Source organism: Oceanisphaera pacifica (genome assembly GCF_017498065.1).
In the GTDB taxonomy this organism is placed as follows: domain Bacteria; phylum Pseudomonadota; class Gammaproteobacteria; order Enterobacterales; family Aeromonadaceae; genus Oceanimonas; species Oceanimonas pacifica.
Map to the genome: position 1 here is coordinate 70,760 of NZ_JAGDFX010000002.1, position 17,451 is coordinate 88,210.

A 17,451-nucleotide genomic window follows, 5' to 3' on the forward strand; every position below is an offset into this window, starting at 1 on the left:
TGTCGTTTGGGTGTTTGGTTTAAACCCGCTTGGGCATACTGTATGCTAACTGACAAAATTTATAGATAGGTTAATCTAATGAGCATTTCAGAAAACAAAGTAGTCACACTCGACTTTGCTGTTACCAATATTGACGGTGAAATTCTTGACTCAACAGAAGACAAGCAGCCGCTTGAATACTTACATGGCACAGGCTATTTAGTCCTCGGATTAGAAGCGGTATTAGAGGGTAAAGCGGCTGATGAAGAGTTTGATGTGACCTTAACGCCAGACCAAGCTTACGGCGATCGCGATGATAACTTAGTACAGTCGGTACCCGGTGAGTTATTTGACGGCATGGAAGTGGCAGAAGGCGATACCTTTGTTGCTGAAACCGACGATGGTCATCGTCCTGTAACCATAGTTGAAGTGGCAGAAGAATATGTAAAAGTAGACGGTAATCATCCGCTAGCCGGCATGACGCTAACCTTTAAAGGGGTAGTGCGCGCCATACGTGAGGCCACTGAAGAAGAAGTTGCCCATGGCCATGTGCATGGTGAACATGATCATGAACATAGCGCCGATGGCGGCTGCTGCGGACACAACCACTAATATCTGCACTATTGGTTGCACAACAATGAACAAAAAAGGCGCCAAGGCGCCTTTTTTATTGCTTACAACGCGCTCATCATCAAAGTATTATACCAATCGTACTAAAGAAGTGGTCAGCTTTACTTGCTGCAAAAGCCGAACAAAGGGGGACTCCACCGACACGCTGCGGGGCTAATGACACTCACAGTATCAGCCTACTGCGAACATTTACTGGATGTTCGGTTAGACTGATACTGCTCGTCACGGCGAGCAAGCTCGCCCCATCTGACTTCAGCACATGACGTCCCTGTCATGTGATGGTCGATGGAGTCACTCCCTTTATCCGGTCATCAGCCACTGAGTCGCCTGTTAGCAGTCTCATTGACAGCGCAGAGCTCAATAAGAGGCGACTGAGATCGCCTCCCATGACCGTGAAATGCCATGGACGGCATTTCCCGAGCCCGTATGGGCCAGCTTGCTGGCGTGTATCTTTGTTGGGTAGTGGAACGAATATCCAGTGAATATTCGCAGCCATACCCAGCAAAGATGGCTAGCCCAGTGGCGTGTCGTGGGAGGTGGCTCAGTTTCCTCTTTTATGCAGATTTTCAATAGAACAAATATTTAGTGTGTTTGGTATTAGTAATGCGGTGGTGGGGGGTCTTCGCCTGAGTTATCAGCTTGGTTGTGTTGCAAATCTTTAAGCTTATTCACCATAAGATTCAATTGTTCTTTAAGGCGTGCGGTTTCGTAACCCTGAGTAGTAATCTCTTGGTTTAATTGCTCTATGGTATCGTCTTGAAACGCGAGTCGGGTTTCAAGCTGCTCTAAGCGATTTAAAATATCGTTATTCATCATTCTCTCTAATAACGGAGTCTAGACTCCATATTTCACCTAAGCCTGATGAACTTACGCTATAGACTTGGCGGGAGTTTATAAAGGCGACATCAAACACCATGGCGCTGGCGGGGCGCAGTTGGGTGTGCGTGCCCACTTGCCACCCTTGTAGTAACTGGCCTGTGTCTAGCTGCCATAGCTCTAAGCGGCGAGACGTACTACCAGTAAGTAACTGCTTGCTATCAGGGTTTAATCGCGCACTCACAAAGGTTTGCCCACGATAAGGCACTTGCAGGCGAGCGGTGAGCTTGCCTGAGGGCAGAGCGTGAATTTCACCTTGGCCTTGTGCATCGCCGCTAAAGGCAAGTTTGCCCTTTGGCCCGAGCCGAGCCACAGTAATGCTGTTCTCGTGCTGCCATTGGCTCACCACTTTAGCGTCTGTGGTTTGCCACACTAGCACTTGGCCATCTTGACTGGCGGTGAGTGCATAACGACCATTAGCAGATAAGTCGACGGCATTAATACGATGATGCTTGCTATCTTGCGCAACCTCGCTGGCCGATTCAGGATTGTCTTGGGCAAAGCGCTCTGTCTGCTGGTGTCCCATAAACAACAAGCGTCGTTGGTTTACAAAGTCAATAAACTCCACACTGCCATCTTGATAACCCAAGAGTAACTGGCTAGCGTTATTGGCCAGAGCTAGGGCGCGTAATGGCTGTTTCAGTTGATAAAACCCTTGGTTTTTACCATCAAGCAGCGACCACAAAGCCACTGTTGTCTCTGTGGCTGTTGCTGCATTTTGGTTATCCGGCGAGATGGCTTGCAACAAAATACTGTCGCTTGGCTCACCTTGGCGCCAGCGGTAAATGGGCTCATTTCCCCCCTTTTGCCACACTTGCACCAAGTTTCCTCCTGCTGCAACCAAGGTAAAGCGGCCATTATCGCTGGTATTGGCGGCCACCACAGAGCCATTAGCATAACTATGCTGCTCTTCTGGGCCATCTGCGACGTCGCAGCCCGTGATCAGTAAAAACATGACGCATAACGACATTGTTCGCATAAGGTTTAGTATTTTTATGGTTTTAGGCTTTCGCATCACCAACCTGAAACGTTAGTATAGGTTTGAATTGATAAGCATCTCATTTTCTATCGATATTTTCCCCTGTTCTGGAGTAAATAATGAAAAAACTGTTACAAGTCAGTTTGCTGGCCTCTGCGGTATTAGCAGGTTTAAGTGGTTGTAATGATGAAAAAGCGTCTGCCCCTGCTACAGATGGTGCGCAAACCGCTGTCGAACAAACAGCGCCTGAGCTCAATAGCTTTGAGGCTAAATCAGCTTATGCCATTGGCTTGTCTATGGGGCGCTACATTGGTTCTACCCTTGAAAAGCAGCAAGAGCTGGGTGTAGAGCTAGATAACGACACTATTTTAAGTGGTGTACGCGATGGTTTTACCGAAAATGGCCAAATGAGCGACGAAGAAATTCAAACCGCACTCACCGCTTACGATGAGCACATTAATGAGCTGATTGCCGAACAGGCTGCAGAAGAAGCCGCCGCCACCCTAAAAGAAGGCACTGAGTTTCTTGAGAAAAATGCCAAGCTTGATGGCGTGACAGTCACAGAGTCGGGTCTGCAATATAAAGTGCTTAGCGAAGGTGAAGGCGATAAGCCTAAAGCAGAAGACGTGGTGACCGTTCATTACACGGGTACCTTAGTGGATGGCACCGTTTTTGATAGCTCAGTAGAGCGTGGCGAGCCGGCAAGCTTCCCACTTAATCAAGTAATCCCAGGCTGGACCGAAGGCGTTCAATTAATGCCAGTCGGTGCTAAGTATCAATTTGTGATCCCAGCTGAGCTTGGCTACGGTGAAACCGGTGCCGGTACCATCCCCGGCAACGCAGTCTTAATATTTGAAGTTGAGCTGCTTGACATTAAAGCGACAGACGAGCCGAAAGCGGAGTCTGACGACGGTGAAAAAGCGGCAGATAAAGAAGCGTCAGCGGAATAAATATCGACCGTCTTTACGTATATTTACGGCGCCTTACGGCGCCGTTTTTATTGTCGTTTGCAGCTCAAGCCATAATGCTTCTTCTTGCAATAAACGTTCTTTTTGGGCTTTAGTGAGGCGTTTAAGGCGGTACTCAAGCTGTAAGGCAATACGCTGATTTGCCACAGCGCGTTGCCACACTAATAGCGCAGGGCGGCGAGCCCATACATAGCGAGAAGCGCGAGACGCCTGCTGGTTATGTTCTTTACAGCGTCGCTTAGGATCAAGAGTAATGCCTGTATATAAGCTGCCATCATTACAACGCAATAAATATAAATACCACTGTGAGGGCAGGTGCTCAGGCGCCGTTAACGGCTGTAACGTGCATTTGGGGTCAAGATCAGGCATAAACGATGTTGAGAGTGATTAATGTAAGTTGCCATCATAACGAGGAGCAGTGATGAATAAAAATAATCTTGGCTCAGCATTGGCGCTGGGTATCACCTTAGCTATTGGCCTTATTTGGGGCGCAAGTTACTTAAAAGACGCCGTTACACTGTGGAAACAGGCAGATAGGCTGGTGTCAGTAAAAGGGCTAGCCGAGCGAGAAGTGGCGGCTGATCTGGTGTTATGGCCGATAAGCTTTTCGGTATCAGCTGAAAGTTTAGCAGGTTTATATCAGGCGGTAGACGCGGATAAAAAGAAGATAAGCGCGTTTTTAACGCAAGCGGGCTTTAAAGCTGCTGAGTTAAGCTTTGCCGCGCCAGTTGTGCAAGATTTGTGGGAAAATCAATACGGCGATCGTCGTCCGCCGCTGCGTTATAAAGCCGATGCCGTCTTGCTGGTACGCACCAATCAAGTGCAAAAAGTAAAGCAAACCCAGCCCGAAACCGTGCAATTGGTCAATCAGGGGGTGTTATTAACCCAGCGCTACGAGCATAAAGTGCAGTATATTTTTACTCAGCTCAACGATATTAAACCAGCAATGATCGCCGAGGCCACGGCCAATGCTCGCCAAGCCGCCGCGCAATTTGCTGACGATGCCGGTGCCAAAGTAGGCAGTATCCGTTCAGCCCAGCAAGGCTACTTTTCGGTCTCTGATCTAGATTCTTATACCCCAGAAACGAAAAAAGTCAGAGTTGTCACCAAAGTTGAATATTCACTGGATTAAAGAGAAAGCAGCGCCAAGCTTTAACTGACAGCTGTAAGCCGTAAGCTGTCAGTTAAAGAAAAACAACATAGCCAACATACAGCACGAATTGTTTGGTATACCGCCGTAACCATACATGCAACACCAATGTTTGCATGGTGCAAGAATGTAGAGGCCGCTAACAGACAGCTGTAAGCTTTCAGCTGTAAGCCGTCAGATAAACCCAAACGGCAATGTTTAATGATAAATGTTTAATGTTTAATGTTTAATGATAAATGTTCAATGGTTAATGAAACAAAACAAGAAAAACAATCTGCTTGAGCAGAGAACATGCTGCAGCTTATATTTTGGCCCTCTTTGGCCCTATCTCTGCCTTTTAATTAAACATTCAAAATTAAGCATTCACCATTTTATTTAAAGCTCGGTGTTGGTTTTGGTTTTCGCACAGCGGTCAGCGTTATTGTAAGGCTATCTTAATGGTTTGGGGTGGGTAACATAAACCTGTGGTGCAACCCTGATAACGTACCTCAACCAAAGCGTCTTGCTCCACGGCGTTAAGCGGTATTTCCAGTGTGAGTTGCTGGTAATAGACCTGACTTTTACCAAAATATTCATCTTGATGGGGCTTGCCGTTAGGCAAAGTCCAATCACCTAAGGCCGCCTGCTTAGCCGATACCTCAATGGTGTGGCGATATAAGTAATGTTGTGGTGCGATACTAAAACTTAGTTGTAACTGGTTATTTTTTTGCTCGCTGCTTAATACAAAAGCCTGCTCAACCGGTAAAAAATCTGGTTTTTTGTTTGAAGTTGTATCAGTGCCCCCTAGCCAGTCAAAAAGTCCAGCCTGTACGGGTAGGATGGCGAACAAACAGGCCAAGGCCAAAGAAGGCGGTACCAGCTTAGCGGCTAACGGTTGATATTTTGTGAGCATAAATCACCCTTTTAGTTTTGGTTGTTGGTCACTATAGCCTTGGGGTTAATGAATATCACGATAAGAAAATTTGAAAATCATGTTATTTGTCCCCATATTAGTGACTTCACCCAAAAGCGTGCCACTGTGGCGCAAGATGAGGTTTTAGTGGGGAAAGTTTTTTTACTGTTTGTTGCCGCCACCCTAATGGAAATATTCGTTTTTATTGAGGTAGGCTCAGAAATTGGTGCCTTAAGCACAGTTGCACTTATCGTATTAACGGCGGTGGTGGGAATCAGCCTAGTGCGCATTCAAGGTTTTCAGACTTTAATGGAAGCCCAGCGTAAGATAAATGTGGGAGAAACACCCGCCCGCGAAATGTTATCTGGCATGATGCTGGCACTTAGCGGACTTTTATTACTCTTACCCGGTTTTGTCTCTGACATTGGTGGCATACTGTTATTGTTACCTCCGATACGCAACCTCTTGGTTGAACGTTTTATTAGCCGAGTTAACGTGCAAGGGAGCAATTCTCATCAGGGACATACCTTTGATGGTCACTATCAGAGAACCGATAATAACGAGCAACAAGCGCGTTTAGACGAATATCTAAAAAAGTCACAAGATGACGATGGCACCACTTTCGAAGGTGACTTTCAACGCAAAGATGATAAATAACAGCGGTAAGCTGTCAGCTTTAAGCTATCAGTTAAAAGATACTCTTTTCTGACGGCTGAAAGCTTTAATTGTTCGGTGTTTTTATTTTCCATGGAAAGCGCCAGCATGCGAAGGTGATAGCCATAATACCGGCTAATAGATTGGCGACTAACATACCTGAAAATAACCCAAGCTCACCCTGCCAAAAGCTGCCTAGCCAGGCTAGGGGCAGCAGTAGGCCAAATAAGCGAATACCGTTTAGTAAAAAAGAGATACTCGACACGCGTAGCCCATTTAATGCCGAAGCCAACAACATAAAGCAGCCTTGTAGACCATAACCTAATGGCACCAAGCGCAGATAAAAAGTGAGATGTTGGCTTACCTGCGCATTGTCAGTAAAGCGCTCGGCCACCCAAGGTGCCAGCAACCATAACAGAGCAAACACCAGCAACTGAAAGCCGATAGCAAAGCGCATTGATTGTAATAAGGCCTGTCGACTACGAAGGTGAAGGCCAGCACCGGTGTTTTGTGAAATAAAAGGGGCGAGCACAGAGCTAAGCGCCATCATAACGATCAGCATGAGCGCCTCTATACGTGAGGCCGCTCCATAAGCGGCCACCACCTCTGTGCCCAAGCCGGCCAACATCATCATTAACAAAGCCGTGCTCAGCGGGTTCAGTAAGCTGGTAAAAGTGGCAGGAATGGCCACATGTAACAGTGTGCGCCAATGCGCAAATAACACATCAAGCTGTACCAAAGGCCACTGCAATAGTTGCTCTCGGCGCCATAATAGCCAAAGGCTGACGCAGGTTGCCATTAACCAAGAGCAGGCTGAGGCAATGGCCGCCCCCTGAATTCCCAATTCAGGGAATGGGCCCAAGCCAAAAATTAATAAGGGGTCAAGCAGGCCATTCACTAGCCCAGCCACTATCATAACCAAACTTGGGGTGCGGGTGTCTCCCGTGGCACGAATAGCTGAATTCCCTACCATAGGAAGCACCAACAAGGGCACTGTGAGATACCAAATCAACATATAGTCGTGCAGTAGCACTAATAACGCATCGCTGGCGCCCAATAAGCGAAACAGCGGGTCTATGGTAAAAGCCCCCAGTACCGACAAGGTGCAGACCACTAATAATGCCAGCAATAAGCTGTGGCTAGTAAACAAAGCCGCTTTTTGTTGATTGCCAGCCCCCAAGGCTTGTCCAAGGCTTGCAGATAAGCCAGCCCCCAGCCCCATGGCCAGTGAAATCATCACAAAAGTGACGGCAAAGGTAAAACTGATGGCTGCTAAAGCATCGGTACCCAGCAGGCCAATAAAAAACAGATCAATAAGATTAAACGCTTGAATAGCGACAATACCCAACGCCATAGGGCCAGCCATTTTAGCCAGCTGATGATTAATGGGAGCGGTGAGCAGTAAATTCTGTGATACCAAAGTTGTCTCGAGCAATAAGCCGCAGGATTATTATGCGCCAAAGCATAGCAAAAGGTGTGCCAGCGGATAAATAAATTTACGCTTTACCCTTGAAGCGGAGAAATTTGTTCCCATATCAAGAGCAGAACATTATTTTGCGGCCAATGGGCCTTAAGTAACAACACTCACTAGGAGAGTTATCGATGAAAATTCGTCCATTACACGATCGCGTTATTGTTAAGCGTACCGAAGCCGAGTCAAAATCTGCCGGAGGCATAGTGTTGACGGGCTCGGCGGCTGAAAAATCCACCCGAGGTGAAGTACTGGCCGTAGGCAATGGTCGGGTACTAGACAGTGGTGAGCTTAAAGCTATGTCGGTAAAAGTGGGCGACCAAGTCATTTTTAACGAAGGCTATGGTGTAAAAACTGAAAAGCTGGATGGCGAAGACGTGCTCATCTTATCTGAAAACGACATTTTAGCGATTGTCGAATAAAGCCCCTGAGTTATCTACTTCATTGACTAGCAAGGAATTATAAATAATGGCAGCTAAAGACGTAAAATTTGGTAACGACGCCCGTGCAAAAATGCTGGATGGCGTAAACATTCTGGCAGATGCCGTAAAAGTAACCTTAGGCCCAAAAGGTCGTAACGTAGTGTTAGATAAATCCTTTGGTGCCCCGCTTATCACCAAAGATGGTGTGTCTGTAGCGAAAGAAATCGAACTTGAAAATAAGTTTGAAAACATGGGCGCACAAATGGTGAAAGAAGTGGCGTCTAAGGCAAACGACGAGGCCGGTGACGGCACCACTACCGCTACCGTATTGGCACAATCTATTGTAAACGAAGGCCTTAAAGCAGTTGCGGCAGGCATGAACCCAATGGATCTAAAACGCGGTATCGATAAAGCCGTAGTTCAGGCCGTTGAAGAGCTAAAAGCCTTATCTGTACCTTGTAAAGACACCAAAGCGATTGCGCAGGTGGGTACTATTTCTGCTAACGCCGATGCCACAGTGGGCGCGCTAATTGCTGAAGCCATGGAAAAAGTAGGCACAGATGGCGTGATTACGGTAGAAGAAGGTCAAGGCTTACAAGATGAGCTGGATGTTGTAGAAGGCATGCAGTTTGACCGTGGTTACTTGTCTCCTTACTTCATCACCAACCAAGAAACCGGCACCGTTGAGCTAGACGACCCCTTTATTTTGTTGGTTGACAAAAAAGTGTCTAATATTCGCGAATTATTGCCGGTATTAGAAGGTGTTGCTAAGCAATCTAAGCCGTTATTGCTGGTGGCCGAAGACGTAGAAGGTGAAGCGCTGGCGACCTTGGTGGTAAATAACATGCGCGGCATTGTTAAAGTGGCTGCGGTTAAAGCGCCAGGCTTTGGTGACCGTCGTAAAGCCATGTTACAAGACATTGCTATGCTAACCGGTGGTACCGTTATTTCTGAAGAAGTTGGCTTAGAGCTAGAAAAATCAACGCTGGAAGATCTCGGTCGCGCTAAACGAGTAGTGATCAGCAAAGACAACACCACTATTATTGATGGTGTAGGTGAAGTAGACGCCATTGAGGCACGCGTTGCGCAAATTCGTCAGCAAATTGAAGAGTCATCTTCAGACTACGATAAAGAGAAGCTGCAAGAGCGCGTGGCTAAATTAGCCGGCGGTGTAGCTGTGATTAAAGTGGGTGCTGCCACTGAAGTTGAGATGAAAGAAAAGAAAGCTCGCGTAGACGATGCACTACACGCGACCCGCGCCGCAGTTGAAGAAGGTGTGGTACCTGGTGGTGGTGTGGCCTTGGTGCGCGCTGCCAGCAAAATTGGCGAGCTAGTCGGTGACAACGAAGACCAAAATGTGGGCATTAAAGTAGCCTTGCGTGCTATGGAGTCTCCATTACGTCAAATTGTTACCAACGCCGGTGAAGAAGCCTCGGTTGTGGTGTCTAACGTTAAAGCAGGTGAAGGTAACTACGGTTATAACGCCGGCAACGACACCTACAATGACATGCTAGAAATGGGTATTTTAGACCCAACCAAGGTAACGCGCTCTGCACTGCAGTTTGCAGCCTCTGTTGCGGGTCTTATGATCACCACAGAAGCCATGGTGACGGATTTACCACAAAAAGAAGCGCCAGCCGCTATGCCTGATATGGGCGGAATGGGTGGCATGGGCGGCATGATGTAGTCCCCATGATCGAATGGCTGCAGTGATTTCTGTTGCCAAACACGAAAAGCCGAGCTTAACGCTCGGCTTTTTTGTTGGTGTCATCACTTAATGCTATAGTGTGACTCAAGTGCAGCCTGCTTAATTGTCTCTAATACTGCGCTCCTTGGTATAAGGAATAAAGTGTGAAACTGTTTAGTGGAATCTTGATGATGTTGTTATCGTGGCACACCTTTGCTCATGCTGAGCCTGTGGTGCTGAGTGTCTACGGCAAAATTCGTATGGATGGACAGGCTTACAGTCAACTGGATTTCACACTTAATGAGTTACAAGCACTAAAACAAGCCGATATTACCACTTCACACCCATGGTCTAATGAGCCACGCCACTATCATGGTGTCGATCTTAATGACTTACTTGATAGATTGTTTAGTCAACAAAAGGTGTTGAGCATACAGTTGGAAGCAATTAATGATTTTAGTATTGAAATTGATTGGTCACGCATTGCTTCATACATGCCTATCTTGGCGTGGCAAGAAGATCAGCGGGTGATGAGCCTGCGTAATAAAGGCCCCTTGTGGCTGATGTTGCCCTTCGATAAAGTCCCAAGTGTACAGCAAGCCGACTTTATACACTTTATGGCTTGGCAACTAAAAAGTATACGTGTGTATTCGGAGCCACAATGAAACGGCTCTTTTCCTCCTACCCTGGTATCGACGGCCAATACGGCCGGATTCATCCGCTTAAAGTCTTACTCTGTGGCTTATTATTGGGGCTTGTTGGGCTGTTGGGGATCCATGCGACTCGAACTTTAACGGATATTCGACAGCACAACAGCCTACTTGAACATCGTACTTATGAAGTACCTTGGTCTTTGATGCAGTTACAGCGAGAAGTGGGGCGCTTTTTAGATGCAGTGCGCCTGCGCCATTCTGATGCCATTAGCCAAGAAAACTTTCTGCTACGTTACGATATTCTCTGGAGCAGAACTCCCATTTTACTGAGTAACAAGTTTAAGCGTGCTTTAGATGTCAACCCCGACTTGTGGTTGCTGATCCGCCAAATTCATTCCCGAGTGCGCTCACTAGAGCAGACGGTGCAAACATTAGAGCCTGATAGTAGCCAGTACTTGCTGATATTAACTGAGCTTAGTCCCTACCTTGAACCCTTATCCCGTAACGTGACAGCCACTATGCTGGATAACGTTCGCTTTTATGCAGAATATGACCAAGCTTACCGCCAGCTAGGTAAGCAGCTTTACCAGCAAATTATTGGTCTTTTTGTTGCTTTAAGTACTTTATTGTTGGTGCTATTTCGTGAGCTAAGGCGTTATTGGCAGTTGCAACAACAAGACCCATTAACCGGGCTGCCCAATCGCTTTGCATTACAGCGCCATGTTGCACCTATGATTGAGCAAGGTATTCCTTTTAGTATGGCCTTGCTTGAGCTAAAAGATTTTAATGAGCATCATCATCGTTTTGGTTACGAGGTGGCCGATAAGCTATTACAAGCGTGTGCCCAACGGCTACAAACTTGCTTACAGCCTAATGAGTTTATGGCTCAGCCCGATCAAGATGGTGTCTTGATCTTAGCGCGAGGCGTGGTTGAATTAGAAGAAGCGCGAGCACAAATGTCACGTTTTCGCCAAGCATTAGCGACTAAAGTAAATATTGACGAATATAACTTCTATATGGAGCCCATAATAGGGGGGGTGCTGTATCCGGCAGATGCAGATAACTTGGTCGACCTATTGGCGAGAGGGGAGTTTGCGTTAGAGCTGTGTAAACAAAAAAATCTTCCTTACGTCTTTTTTGATCCCTCGCTACTAAAAGAGATGTCGCGTCGCCAGCAGCTTGCAAAAGACTTACCTGCAGCTATTAATAACCATAGCCTGACGTTACGACTGCAGCCGCTGGTGCAAATTTCCGAGCGCTCTTGCTGTGGCTTGCAACTCATTATCAGCTGGCATCACCCTCGCTTTGGTATTATATCCGCCACTGAATTATTACGGATTGCAGAGCAGTATCAGCATGCTGAACGCCTTACTTTATGGGCTTTACAGACGGCCTGCCTTGAGTTGGCTAACTGGCAACAGCAGAGTGCTACAGACTTATTTATTAGTATCAAGTTACCAGCTGTCATTTTTAAAGATGGCATAGAAAATACTTTATTAGCGTTACTCGCCGAGCAGCATATTAGCCCTCAGGCTTTAGTGGTAGAGGTCAATGAAAGTGTGGCCATGGCAGATCCCCGTGAAGCCATGAATATAATGAGCAAGCTCGCGGCTGCAGGTGTTCGTATTATATTGACTGAGTTTGGTACTGGCTGCTCGGCCTTGGGGTATCTATCGCAGTTCCCCCTTAATTGGTTGCAGTTAGACCCGCTCTCTTGCAGCGGTATAGAGCACCCAGGGGGGCCTCGCCAGCAATTAGAAACCCTTTTCTCCATTGCCGAGGTACTAAAATTACCGTTAATTTGTACCGGTGTTGATCAAGCAAGCGAGCTGAATGTATTAGAAAGCATTGCCAGCCCTTTATTAATACAAGGTGATATCGTCACCCCTCCTTTATTTCTCAACGAAGTGTCGGAGTGGTTGATTATAGCACCAAGCACTAACTGACAGCTGTACGCCTTACGCTGACCGCTGTACGAAAAACCAAAACTGGTGTTTTCTAAGCTAGGCGTTCGGCGCTGCTTTACCCGTAGAGGCCACTTTAGCTGGCCGGTGGCGCGCAGCGGCACAAAAAAACATCAAACCACGTCATGTTCAAAACCGGTATTGTTTGTTCAATGATTAAACCGCATCATATTTAAATCGGTGTTGTTTGTGGTTTTTTCGTTTTACTCCGTAGCTTTTTACCTAAGACACGGGCCAGATAAAGCGGCCTCTACCGCAAAGCAATAGCTTTGCTGCACCATGCAATCTCGGTATTGCCTGTAATTGCGGTGGTACGCCAAACAATTCCTGCAATATGTTGACGCTCGGCGTTGTTTTAACTTGTAGGCGCTGCTTCAGCTGCGCGGTGTTTAGGTTTGCTTTCGTGCATGGTATGGCGCTGCGCACCATTTCGCGGCTAAAGCACGCGACTACATTCGTGCTGTATGTTGGTTTTTATCTGACGGCTGATAGCTGATAGCTTACAGCTGTCTTCGGCGTTGGTTTAGGTTTAACTGACCGCTGACCGCTGACCGCTGACCGCTGACCGCTGACCGCTGACCGCTAATAGCTTTCCTTTGGTTCGGCGCTGTCTTTAACCACTTTCGCCATTTCATTAAAGCAGGGGCGGCGCACTGAGTTTACTCTGTGTAATAAACTAATGGTGCGCTTAGGCTCAGGCTCTATCACGGGCACATAGCAAACACCGCTATTGGCTTGTTGAGGCTCAGTGGCCATTTGAGGCATCAGTGTTAGGCCAGAGCCGGCCGCCACCATATTGCGCAGCGTTTCTAAACTGGTCCCTTTAAAATGCTTATCTTCACCAATGCCAGCAGCAAAACAAAAGCCCATGGCTTGATCGCGCAAGCAGTGGCCATCTTCTAGCATCAATAACTTTTCGCCCTGTAGTTCACTTAAGGCAATATGCTGGCGCTGTGCCCAAGCATGATCACAAGGCAGCGCCAACACCATAGGTTCATCATAAAGAGGTAAAGCACTAAAACTGTCCATATTGTCTAGCTCTGCCAAAATTAAACAGTCAAGATCGCCCTCTGCCAGCTGTTGCAGCAAAGTATGGGTTTGTGCTTCGTGTAGGTATAGCTGTAATTCAGGAAAATGCTGCTTAAACAACGGAATAATATGTGGCAGTAAATAAGGGCCCACGGTAGGAATTAAGCCAATATGCATATCCCCCGACATAGGCTCGGTAAAGGTGCGGGCTATGTCTTTTAACTCTTTAGTTTCAGCCAAAATGCGCTTCGCTTGGGCAGTAATCGCATCCCCTGCCGGCGTAAATAGCACGGTGCGCGAGGTGCGCTCAATAAGCAATACATCGAGCTCATCTTCTAATTTGCGCAACTGGCCGCTTAAAGTGGGCTGACTCACAAAACACTTTTCTGCTGCTTTGCGAAAGTGGCGCTCTTGCGATAAAGCCACTAAGTATTCCAGATCCCTTAGGTTCATTTCGACTCCTTTACTGGGCGCTTATAACAAGAAAAACAGCGCGAGCTTCTAACTCACGCTGTTTTATCACTAGCCTATACTATCGCTAACTAATGAGGCCTAAGTGCTTACCCTAAATAGGCGGTTAGCTCTTCACTGCCGCCAATGTGCTGACCATCAATAAAGATTTGCGGTACAGTGCTGCGTCCCGACACTGCTTTTAGCGTAGTACTGTTAATGTCTTTGCCCAATACCACTTCTTGAAAGCCCAAGTTTTTGTCTTTTAGCGCTTGTTTAGCTCGCACACAGAAAGGGCAGCCGGGTTTAGTGAATACACTAATGGCAGAAGGCTTAGCGGCTTCTGGGTTAATATAGGCCAACATAGTATCGGCATCTGACACTTCAAAAGGGTCGCCAGGTTTGTTTGGCTCAATAAACATTTTGTCGATAATGCCGTCTTTAACCAGCATAGAGTAGCGCCAAGAGCGTTTGCCAAAACCAAGGTCTTGTTTGTCGACTAGCATACCCATGCCATCAGTAAACTCACCGTTACCATCGGGTAACACGCGAATATTGTCGGCTTCTTGATCAGCCAACCAAGCGTTCATCACAAAAGTGTCGTTAACGCTGAGGCAGACGATGTCGTCCACCCCATTGTCGGCCAACGCTGAGGCAAGCTCGTTATAACGAGGTAAATGAGTAGAAGAACAAGTAGGAGTAAAAGCCCCTGGCAATGAGAAGACCACTACGGTTTTGCCTTTAAAGATTTCTTGGCTGCTTACATCGACCCAGTCTTCACCTTGGCGTGTTCTAAAAGTAACCTCAGGAACGGCTTGACCTGTTTTATCTTGCAACATAATTAACTCCTTGAGTAAGACATATAAGGTAGCCGTTACTATTGGCTACGTTGTTGTAATGAACTCAGTATGCCGAGTTACCCTTCATTAGTTAAGTCGTTATTAACTATCTCATCAATAGCTTTTAGCTATTAATAAATAGGTGACAGCTCATATGCTAAATGGGAAGGCAGAGGGCATCGGCTGCGCCGACCCTCCGCGCCATGGAAGGCGCGGCGGAGCCCCCATGGATGGGTTTTACGGCGAGTCGGTCGCAGTTGTGCGCTCTGCCTGATAACACCACACCATCAAGGTTAACAAAAAAGTGCGATGAAAAGACAGACGCTAGCACCTAGCCTAAAACAAATCATCGGTGACGCTGGTGCCGCCAAAAGTCTGATTGGCGCTGGGGGAGCTGTAATGCTTAGGCGCAGAGCCTTTAACAAAGTACTCAGAAAATCCCTTGCCGCGACTTAATAACCCGCTGCCCGTATCAATAGTGGCTCGTGTTAAACTGGTGGGTACCGCCCACTCTTGTTCAGGATAATCTTGTAAGGCGACTTGCATATAGTCAGCCCAAATAGGCAACGCCGTACTGCCCCCAAACTCCCCACCCGCATGTTGACCCGCGCCTAAGTTAGCATTACGTGCCGTACGACCAAGTGGACGGCCAAAATCATCAAACCCAACCCAAGCGGTGGCAACGCGATTAGGGTGGAACCCTGAGAACCAGGCATCTCGTGAATCGTTGGTGGTGCCGGTTTTACCTGCAATATCTCGCCTTTTTAGTGCTCTAAGGGCGCGCCAACCAGTGCCATTCCAGTGCTTGCCATTAGTGGTGCCCCCTACAATGGCAGAATTTAGCGCTTGGCTGATTAAAAAAGCTGTTTCTTCACTTAAAACCGGTGTTATCTCGGGCTCGGCTTCATACAAGACTATGCCATTACTATCTTCTATGCGTTGTACAACAAAGGGCGTCACTTTATTGCCGCCATTCGCTAATGCCGCATAGCCCGTCACCATTTGCAAAGGGGTCGCAGAAGGGGAGCCTAAGGCCAAACTGTCGGTGGCGGGAATTTGCTCGGTATCAAAGCCTAAATCGTTCAGGCGCTGCATGGCTGCAGGAATACCCGCTTCGCGCAATAGTCTAATAGACACCACGTTTTTAGAACGGGCGAGCGCTTCACGCACTCGAATAGGGCCATCATAAACATTAGGCGAGTTACGAGGCTTCCAGCTGTTACCGCTTCCCACGTCCCAATGATTAATAGGCGCATCATTCACCATGCTGGCCAGAGTAAAACCACTATCTAGGGCAGCAGAATAAATAAAAGGTTTGATATTAGAGCCCATTTGCCGCTCGGCTTGTTGGGCACGGTTAAATTTATTTAAACTAAAATTAAAGCCGCCTACCAAAGACGTGACTGCCCCATTGTGCGGATCTAATGCCACTAATGCGCCGTTAATATCGGGCAGTTGTGCCAACATCCAGCCTTCATCTTGTTGTGGGCGCACCCAAATTTGCTCACCGGAGGCGAGGGCATCGGTTGCCTTTTTCAATGCATAGCCTTGACGGCTGTCAGAGATATACGCCCGTGCCCATTTTATACCGTCCCACGCGAGGGTGACTTCACCTTGGTCTTTAACAATGATGGTTGCGCTACGCTCAGCCACCTCAGTTACCACAGCGGGAACTAATGGCCAATAACTGGGCTGCTCTGTTAAATGGCTGTCAATTTCGGCTTGGCTCCAAGGAGTATCCTGCCATAATTGTGCTGCAGCCCCACGGTAGCCGTGGCGAAGATCATAGCCCAACAAGCCATCAATCAGCGCTTTGGTACCTGCTTGTTGCTCTTCAGACTCGACAGTGGTGTACACATTGAGCCCTTGGGTATAGGCTTTTTTGCCAAACATATTTAACGCAAACTGATGCGCCATTTCAGCTAAGTAAGGGGCGCTTAATGTTATTTCTGCACCGTGATAACGGGCGGCAACCGGCTCCGCCATGGCGGCATCGTATTGCTGGCGATTAATTTTATTGGTTTCTAACATGCGCCCTAATACCACAGCTCTGCGCCTGCCCGCGCGCTCAGGGTGGCTAATGGGGTTAAGCGCAGAAGGGGCTTTTGGCAAACCGGCAATCATGGCCGATTCAGCTAAGGTCAACTCACTGACTTCTTTGCCATAATACACCTGTGCTGCGGCGCCCACCCCATGAGAGCGATGCCCGAGTGCAATTTTGTTTAAATATAAAGACAGTACTTCATCTTTCGTTAATAAAGACTCGATATGCAGGGCGATAAATATTTCTTTTACTTTTCGGGTGATGGTTTTTTCACGGGTTAAAAAGAAGTTCCTTGCCACTTGCTGGGTAATGGTGCTGGCCCCTTGACGCTTTTCGCCTGTGGTTAGCCATACCATAGCGGCGCGACTAATACCGATAGGATCTATACCTGGATGTTCATAAAAACGCGCGTCTTCGGTTGCCAAAAAAGCATCAATTAAGGTGCTAGGCATGTCTTTAATATCGATAGGAGTGCGACGTTGCTCGCCATACTGCGAAATTAACTCCCCGTCTTGACTCAGTACTCGCATCGGGGTTTCTAGGCGAATATCTTTTAATTCAGCCACATCGGGCAGCTCGGGTTTTACCTGTTGGTAAAACAAAAATAGTGCGCCCACACCGCACAGCGCCAACAATAAGCCCAATAAAAAAAGGCGAACTAGCCATTTAACCATGAAATATTAACCCAGCGTTATTACTTAATATAATTGGCATTATATCCTCTATAGACACTGTTATTCGAGCGCTTTATTTTTAGACACGGA

Annotated in this window: 16 protein-coding genes; 8 read left to right on the forward strand and 8 right to left on the reverse strand. The window is 47.3% G+C overall.

Going from position 1 to position 17,451, the window contains the following annotated elements:
- Positions 1-78 precede the first annotated feature (78 nt).
- The gene (locus J3U76_RS01750; protein WP_208003954.1) at positions 79-591 is read left to right on the forward strand and encodes an FKBP-type peptidyl-prolyl cis-trans isomerase; all 513 of its coding nucleotides are present in this window, start codon (positions 79-81) and stop codon (positions 589-591) included.
- A 615-nt stretch (positions 592-1,206) separates the two neighbouring features.
- Here J3U76_RS01750 and J3U76_RS01755 read toward each other — a convergent pair.
- Together J3U76_RS01755 and J3U76_RS01760 are read right to left on the reverse strand one after the other, a co-directional pair.
- Positions 1,207-1,422, reverse strand: coding sequence for a SlyX family protein (locus J3U76_RS01755; protein WP_208003955.1), 216 nt, complete (start codon positions 1,420-1,422; stop codon positions 1,207-1,209).
- On the reverse strand, positions 1,415-2,455 hold the full coding sequence (locus J3U76_RS01760) for a WD40 repeat domain-containing protein (protein WP_243453992.1): 1,041 nt from the start codon (positions 2,453-2,455) through the stop codon (positions 1,415-1,417). Before J3U76_RS01760 ends, J3U76_RS01755 begins: the two co-directional genes overlap by 8 nt.
- Positions 2,456-2,583: 128 nt before the next feature.
- Between J3U76_RS01760 and fkpA the strand changes: the two genes are divergently transcribed.
- A complete protein-coding gene (fkpA, locus tag J3U76_RS01765) occupies positions 2,584-3,414 on the forward strand; it encodes an FKBP-type peptidyl-prolyl cis-trans isomerase (RefSeq protein ID WP_208003956.1) in 831 nt (276 codons plus the stop codon).
- A 33-nt stretch (positions 3,415-3,447) separates the two neighbouring features.
- On the opposite strand, the gene J3U76_RS01770 is transcribed toward fkpA, so the two are convergent.
- A complete protein-coding gene (locus J3U76_RS01770; protein WP_208003957.1) occupies positions 3,448-3,801 on the reverse strand; it encodes a GIY-YIG nuclease family protein in 354 nt (117 codons plus the stop codon).
- 52 nt (positions 3,802-3,853) lie between these two features.
- On the opposite strand from J3U76_RS01770, the gene J3U76_RS01775 reads away from it, so the two are divergent.
- Complete coding sequence (locus J3U76_RS01775; RefSeq protein WP_208003958.1) at positions 3,854-4,564, forward strand: SIMPL domain-containing protein; 711 nt, start codon at positions 3,854-3,856, stop codon at positions 4,562-4,564.
- A 436-nt stretch (positions 4,565-5,000) separates the two neighbouring features.
- On the opposite strand, the gene J3U76_RS01780 is transcribed toward J3U76_RS01775, so the two are convergent.
- A complete protein-coding gene (locus J3U76_RS01780) occupies positions 5,001-5,474 on the reverse strand; it encodes a protein-disulfide reductase DsbD domain-containing protein (protein WP_208003959.1) in 474 nt (157 codons plus the stop codon).
- A gap of 48 nt (positions 5,475-5,522) precedes the next feature.
- Here J3U76_RS01780 and J3U76_RS01785 point away from each other — a divergent pair, with 48 nt between their 5' ends.
- Positions 5,523-6,131: an FxsA family protein gene (locus J3U76_RS01785; protein WP_243453993.1), complete on the forward strand. Its 609-nt coding sequence runs from the start codon at positions 5,523-5,525 to the stop codon at positions 6,129-6,131.
- 64 nt (positions 6,132-6,195) lie between these two features.
- Here the strand turns inward: J3U76_RS01785 and J3U76_RS01790 are convergent, their stop codons facing one another.
- Positions 6,196-7,548 carry an MATE family efflux transporter gene (locus tag J3U76_RS01790; protein ID WP_481130275.1) on the reverse strand — a complete coding sequence of 451 codons (1,353 nt, stop codon included), beginning with the start codon at positions 7,546-7,548 and terminating at the stop codon, positions 6,196-6,198.
- A gap of 182 nt (positions 7,549-7,730) precedes the next feature.
- On the opposite strand from J3U76_RS01790, the gene J3U76_RS01795 reads away from it, so the two are divergent.
- The 4 genes from J3U76_RS01795 (at position 7,731) to J3U76_RS01810 (ending at position 12,307) form a co-directional block, all read left to right on the forward strand.
- Positions 7,731-8,021, forward strand: a complete 291-nt coding sequence (locus J3U76_RS01795) for a co-chaperone GroES (RefSeq protein ID WP_208003960.1) — start codon at positions 7,731-7,733, stop codon at positions 8,019-8,021.
- 46 nt (positions 8,022-8,067) lie between these two features.
- Positions 8,068-9,708, forward strand: coding sequence for a chaperonin GroEL (groL, locus tag J3U76_RS01800; RefSeq protein ID WP_208003961.1), 1,641 nt, complete (start codon positions 8,068-8,070; stop codon positions 9,706-9,708).
- A gap of 164 nt (positions 9,709-9,872) precedes the next feature.
- Positions 9,873-10,373: a putative pterin-binding protein gene (locus J3U76_RS01805; RefSeq protein ID WP_208003962.1), complete on the forward strand. Its 501-nt coding sequence runs from the start codon at positions 9,873-9,875 to the stop codon at positions 10,371-10,373.
- Positions 10,370-12,307, forward strand: coding sequence for a GGDEF and EAL domain-containing protein (locus tag J3U76_RS01810; protein WP_208003963.1), 1,938 nt, complete (start codon positions 10,370-10,372; stop codon positions 12,305-12,307). The genes J3U76_RS01805 and J3U76_RS01810 overlap by 4 nt, the downstream gene beginning before the upstream one ends.
- A gap of 600 nt (positions 12,308-12,907) precedes the next feature.
- On the opposite strand, the gene oxyR is transcribed toward J3U76_RS01810, so the two are convergent.
- The 3 genes from oxyR to J3U76_RS01825 all read right to left on the reverse strand — a co-directional run bounded on the left by oxyR (position 12,908) and on the right by J3U76_RS01825 (position 17,361).
- On the reverse strand, positions 12,908-13,807 hold the full coding sequence (gene oxyR / locus J3U76_RS01815) for a DNA-binding transcriptional regulator OxyR (RefSeq protein ID WP_208003964.1): 900 nt from the start codon (positions 13,805-13,807) through the stop codon (positions 12,908-12,910).
- A 107-nt stretch (positions 13,808-13,914) separates the two neighbouring features.
- Positions 13,915-14,643, reverse strand: coding sequence for a glutathione peroxidase (locus J3U76_RS01820; protein ID WP_208003965.1), 729 nt, complete (start codon positions 14,641-14,643; stop codon positions 13,915-13,917).
- Positions 14,644-14,979: 336 nt separating this feature from the next.
- The gene (locus J3U76_RS01825; RefSeq protein ID WP_208003966.1) at positions 14,980-17,361 is read right to left on the reverse strand and encodes a penicillin-binding protein 1A; all 2,382 of its coding nucleotides are present in this window, start codon (positions 17,359-17,361) and stop codon (positions 14,980-14,982) included.
- Between the last annotated feature and the right edge of the window lie 90 nt (positions 17,362-17,451).

Excerpts from the sequence above, each read along its gene's own strand:
- oxyR (WP_208003964.1), bottom strand. The coding sequence starts at position 13,807 with ATGAACCTAAGGGATCTGGAATACTTAGTGGCTTTATCGCAAGAGCGC.
- J3U76_RS01755 (WP_208003955.1), bottom strand. The coding sequence starts at position 1,422 with ATGAATAACGATATTTTAAATCGCTTAGAGCAGCTTGAAACCCGACTC.
- J3U76_RS01820 (WP_208003965.1), bottom strand. The coding sequence starts at position 14,643 with ATGTTGCAAGATAAAACAGGTCAAGCCGTTCCTGAGGTTACTTTTAGA.
- J3U76_RS01795 (WP_208003960.1), top strand. The coding sequence starts at position 7,731 with ATGAAAATTCGTCCATTACACGATCGCGTTATTGTTAAGCGTACCGAA.
- J3U76_RS01780 (WP_208003959.1), bottom strand. The coding sequence starts at position 5,474 with ATGCTCACAAAATATCAACCGTTAGCCGCTAAGCTGGTACCGCCTTCT.
- J3U76_RS01760 (WP_243453992.1), bottom strand. The coding sequence starts at position 2,455 with ATGTCGTTATGCGTCATGTTTTTACTGATCACGGGCTGCGACGTCGCA.
- groL (WP_208003961.1), top strand. The coding sequence starts at position 8,068 with ATGGCAGCTAAAGACGTAAAATTTGGTAACGACGCCCGTGCAAAAATG.
- J3U76_RS01750 (WP_208003954.1), top strand. The coding sequence starts at position 79 with ATGAGCATTTCAGAAAACAAAGTAGTCACACTCGACTTTGCTGTTACC.
- J3U76_RS01825 (WP_208003966.1), bottom strand. The coding sequence starts at position 17,361 with ATGGTTAAATGGCTAGTTCGCCTTTTTTTATTGGGCTTATTGTTGGCG.
- J3U76_RS01785 (WP_243453993.1), top strand. The coding sequence starts at position 5,523 with ATGAATATCACGATAAGAAAATTTGAAAATCATGTTATTTGTCCCCAT.
- J3U76_RS01810 (WP_208003963.1), top strand. The coding sequence starts at position 10,370 with ATGAAACGGCTCTTTTCCTCCTACCCTGGTATCGACGGCCAATACGGC.
- J3U76_RS01775 (WP_208003958.1), top strand. The coding sequence starts at position 3,854 with ATGAATAAAAATAATCTTGGCTCAGCATTGGCGCTGGGTATCACCTTA.
- fkpA (WP_208003956.1), top strand. The coding sequence starts at position 2,584 with ATGAAAAAACTGTTACAAGTCAGTTTGCTGGCCTCTGCGGTATTAGCA.
- J3U76_RS01770 (WP_208003957.1), bottom strand. The coding sequence starts at position 3,801 with ATGCCTGATCTTGACCCCAAATGCACGTTACAGCCGTTAACGGCGCCT.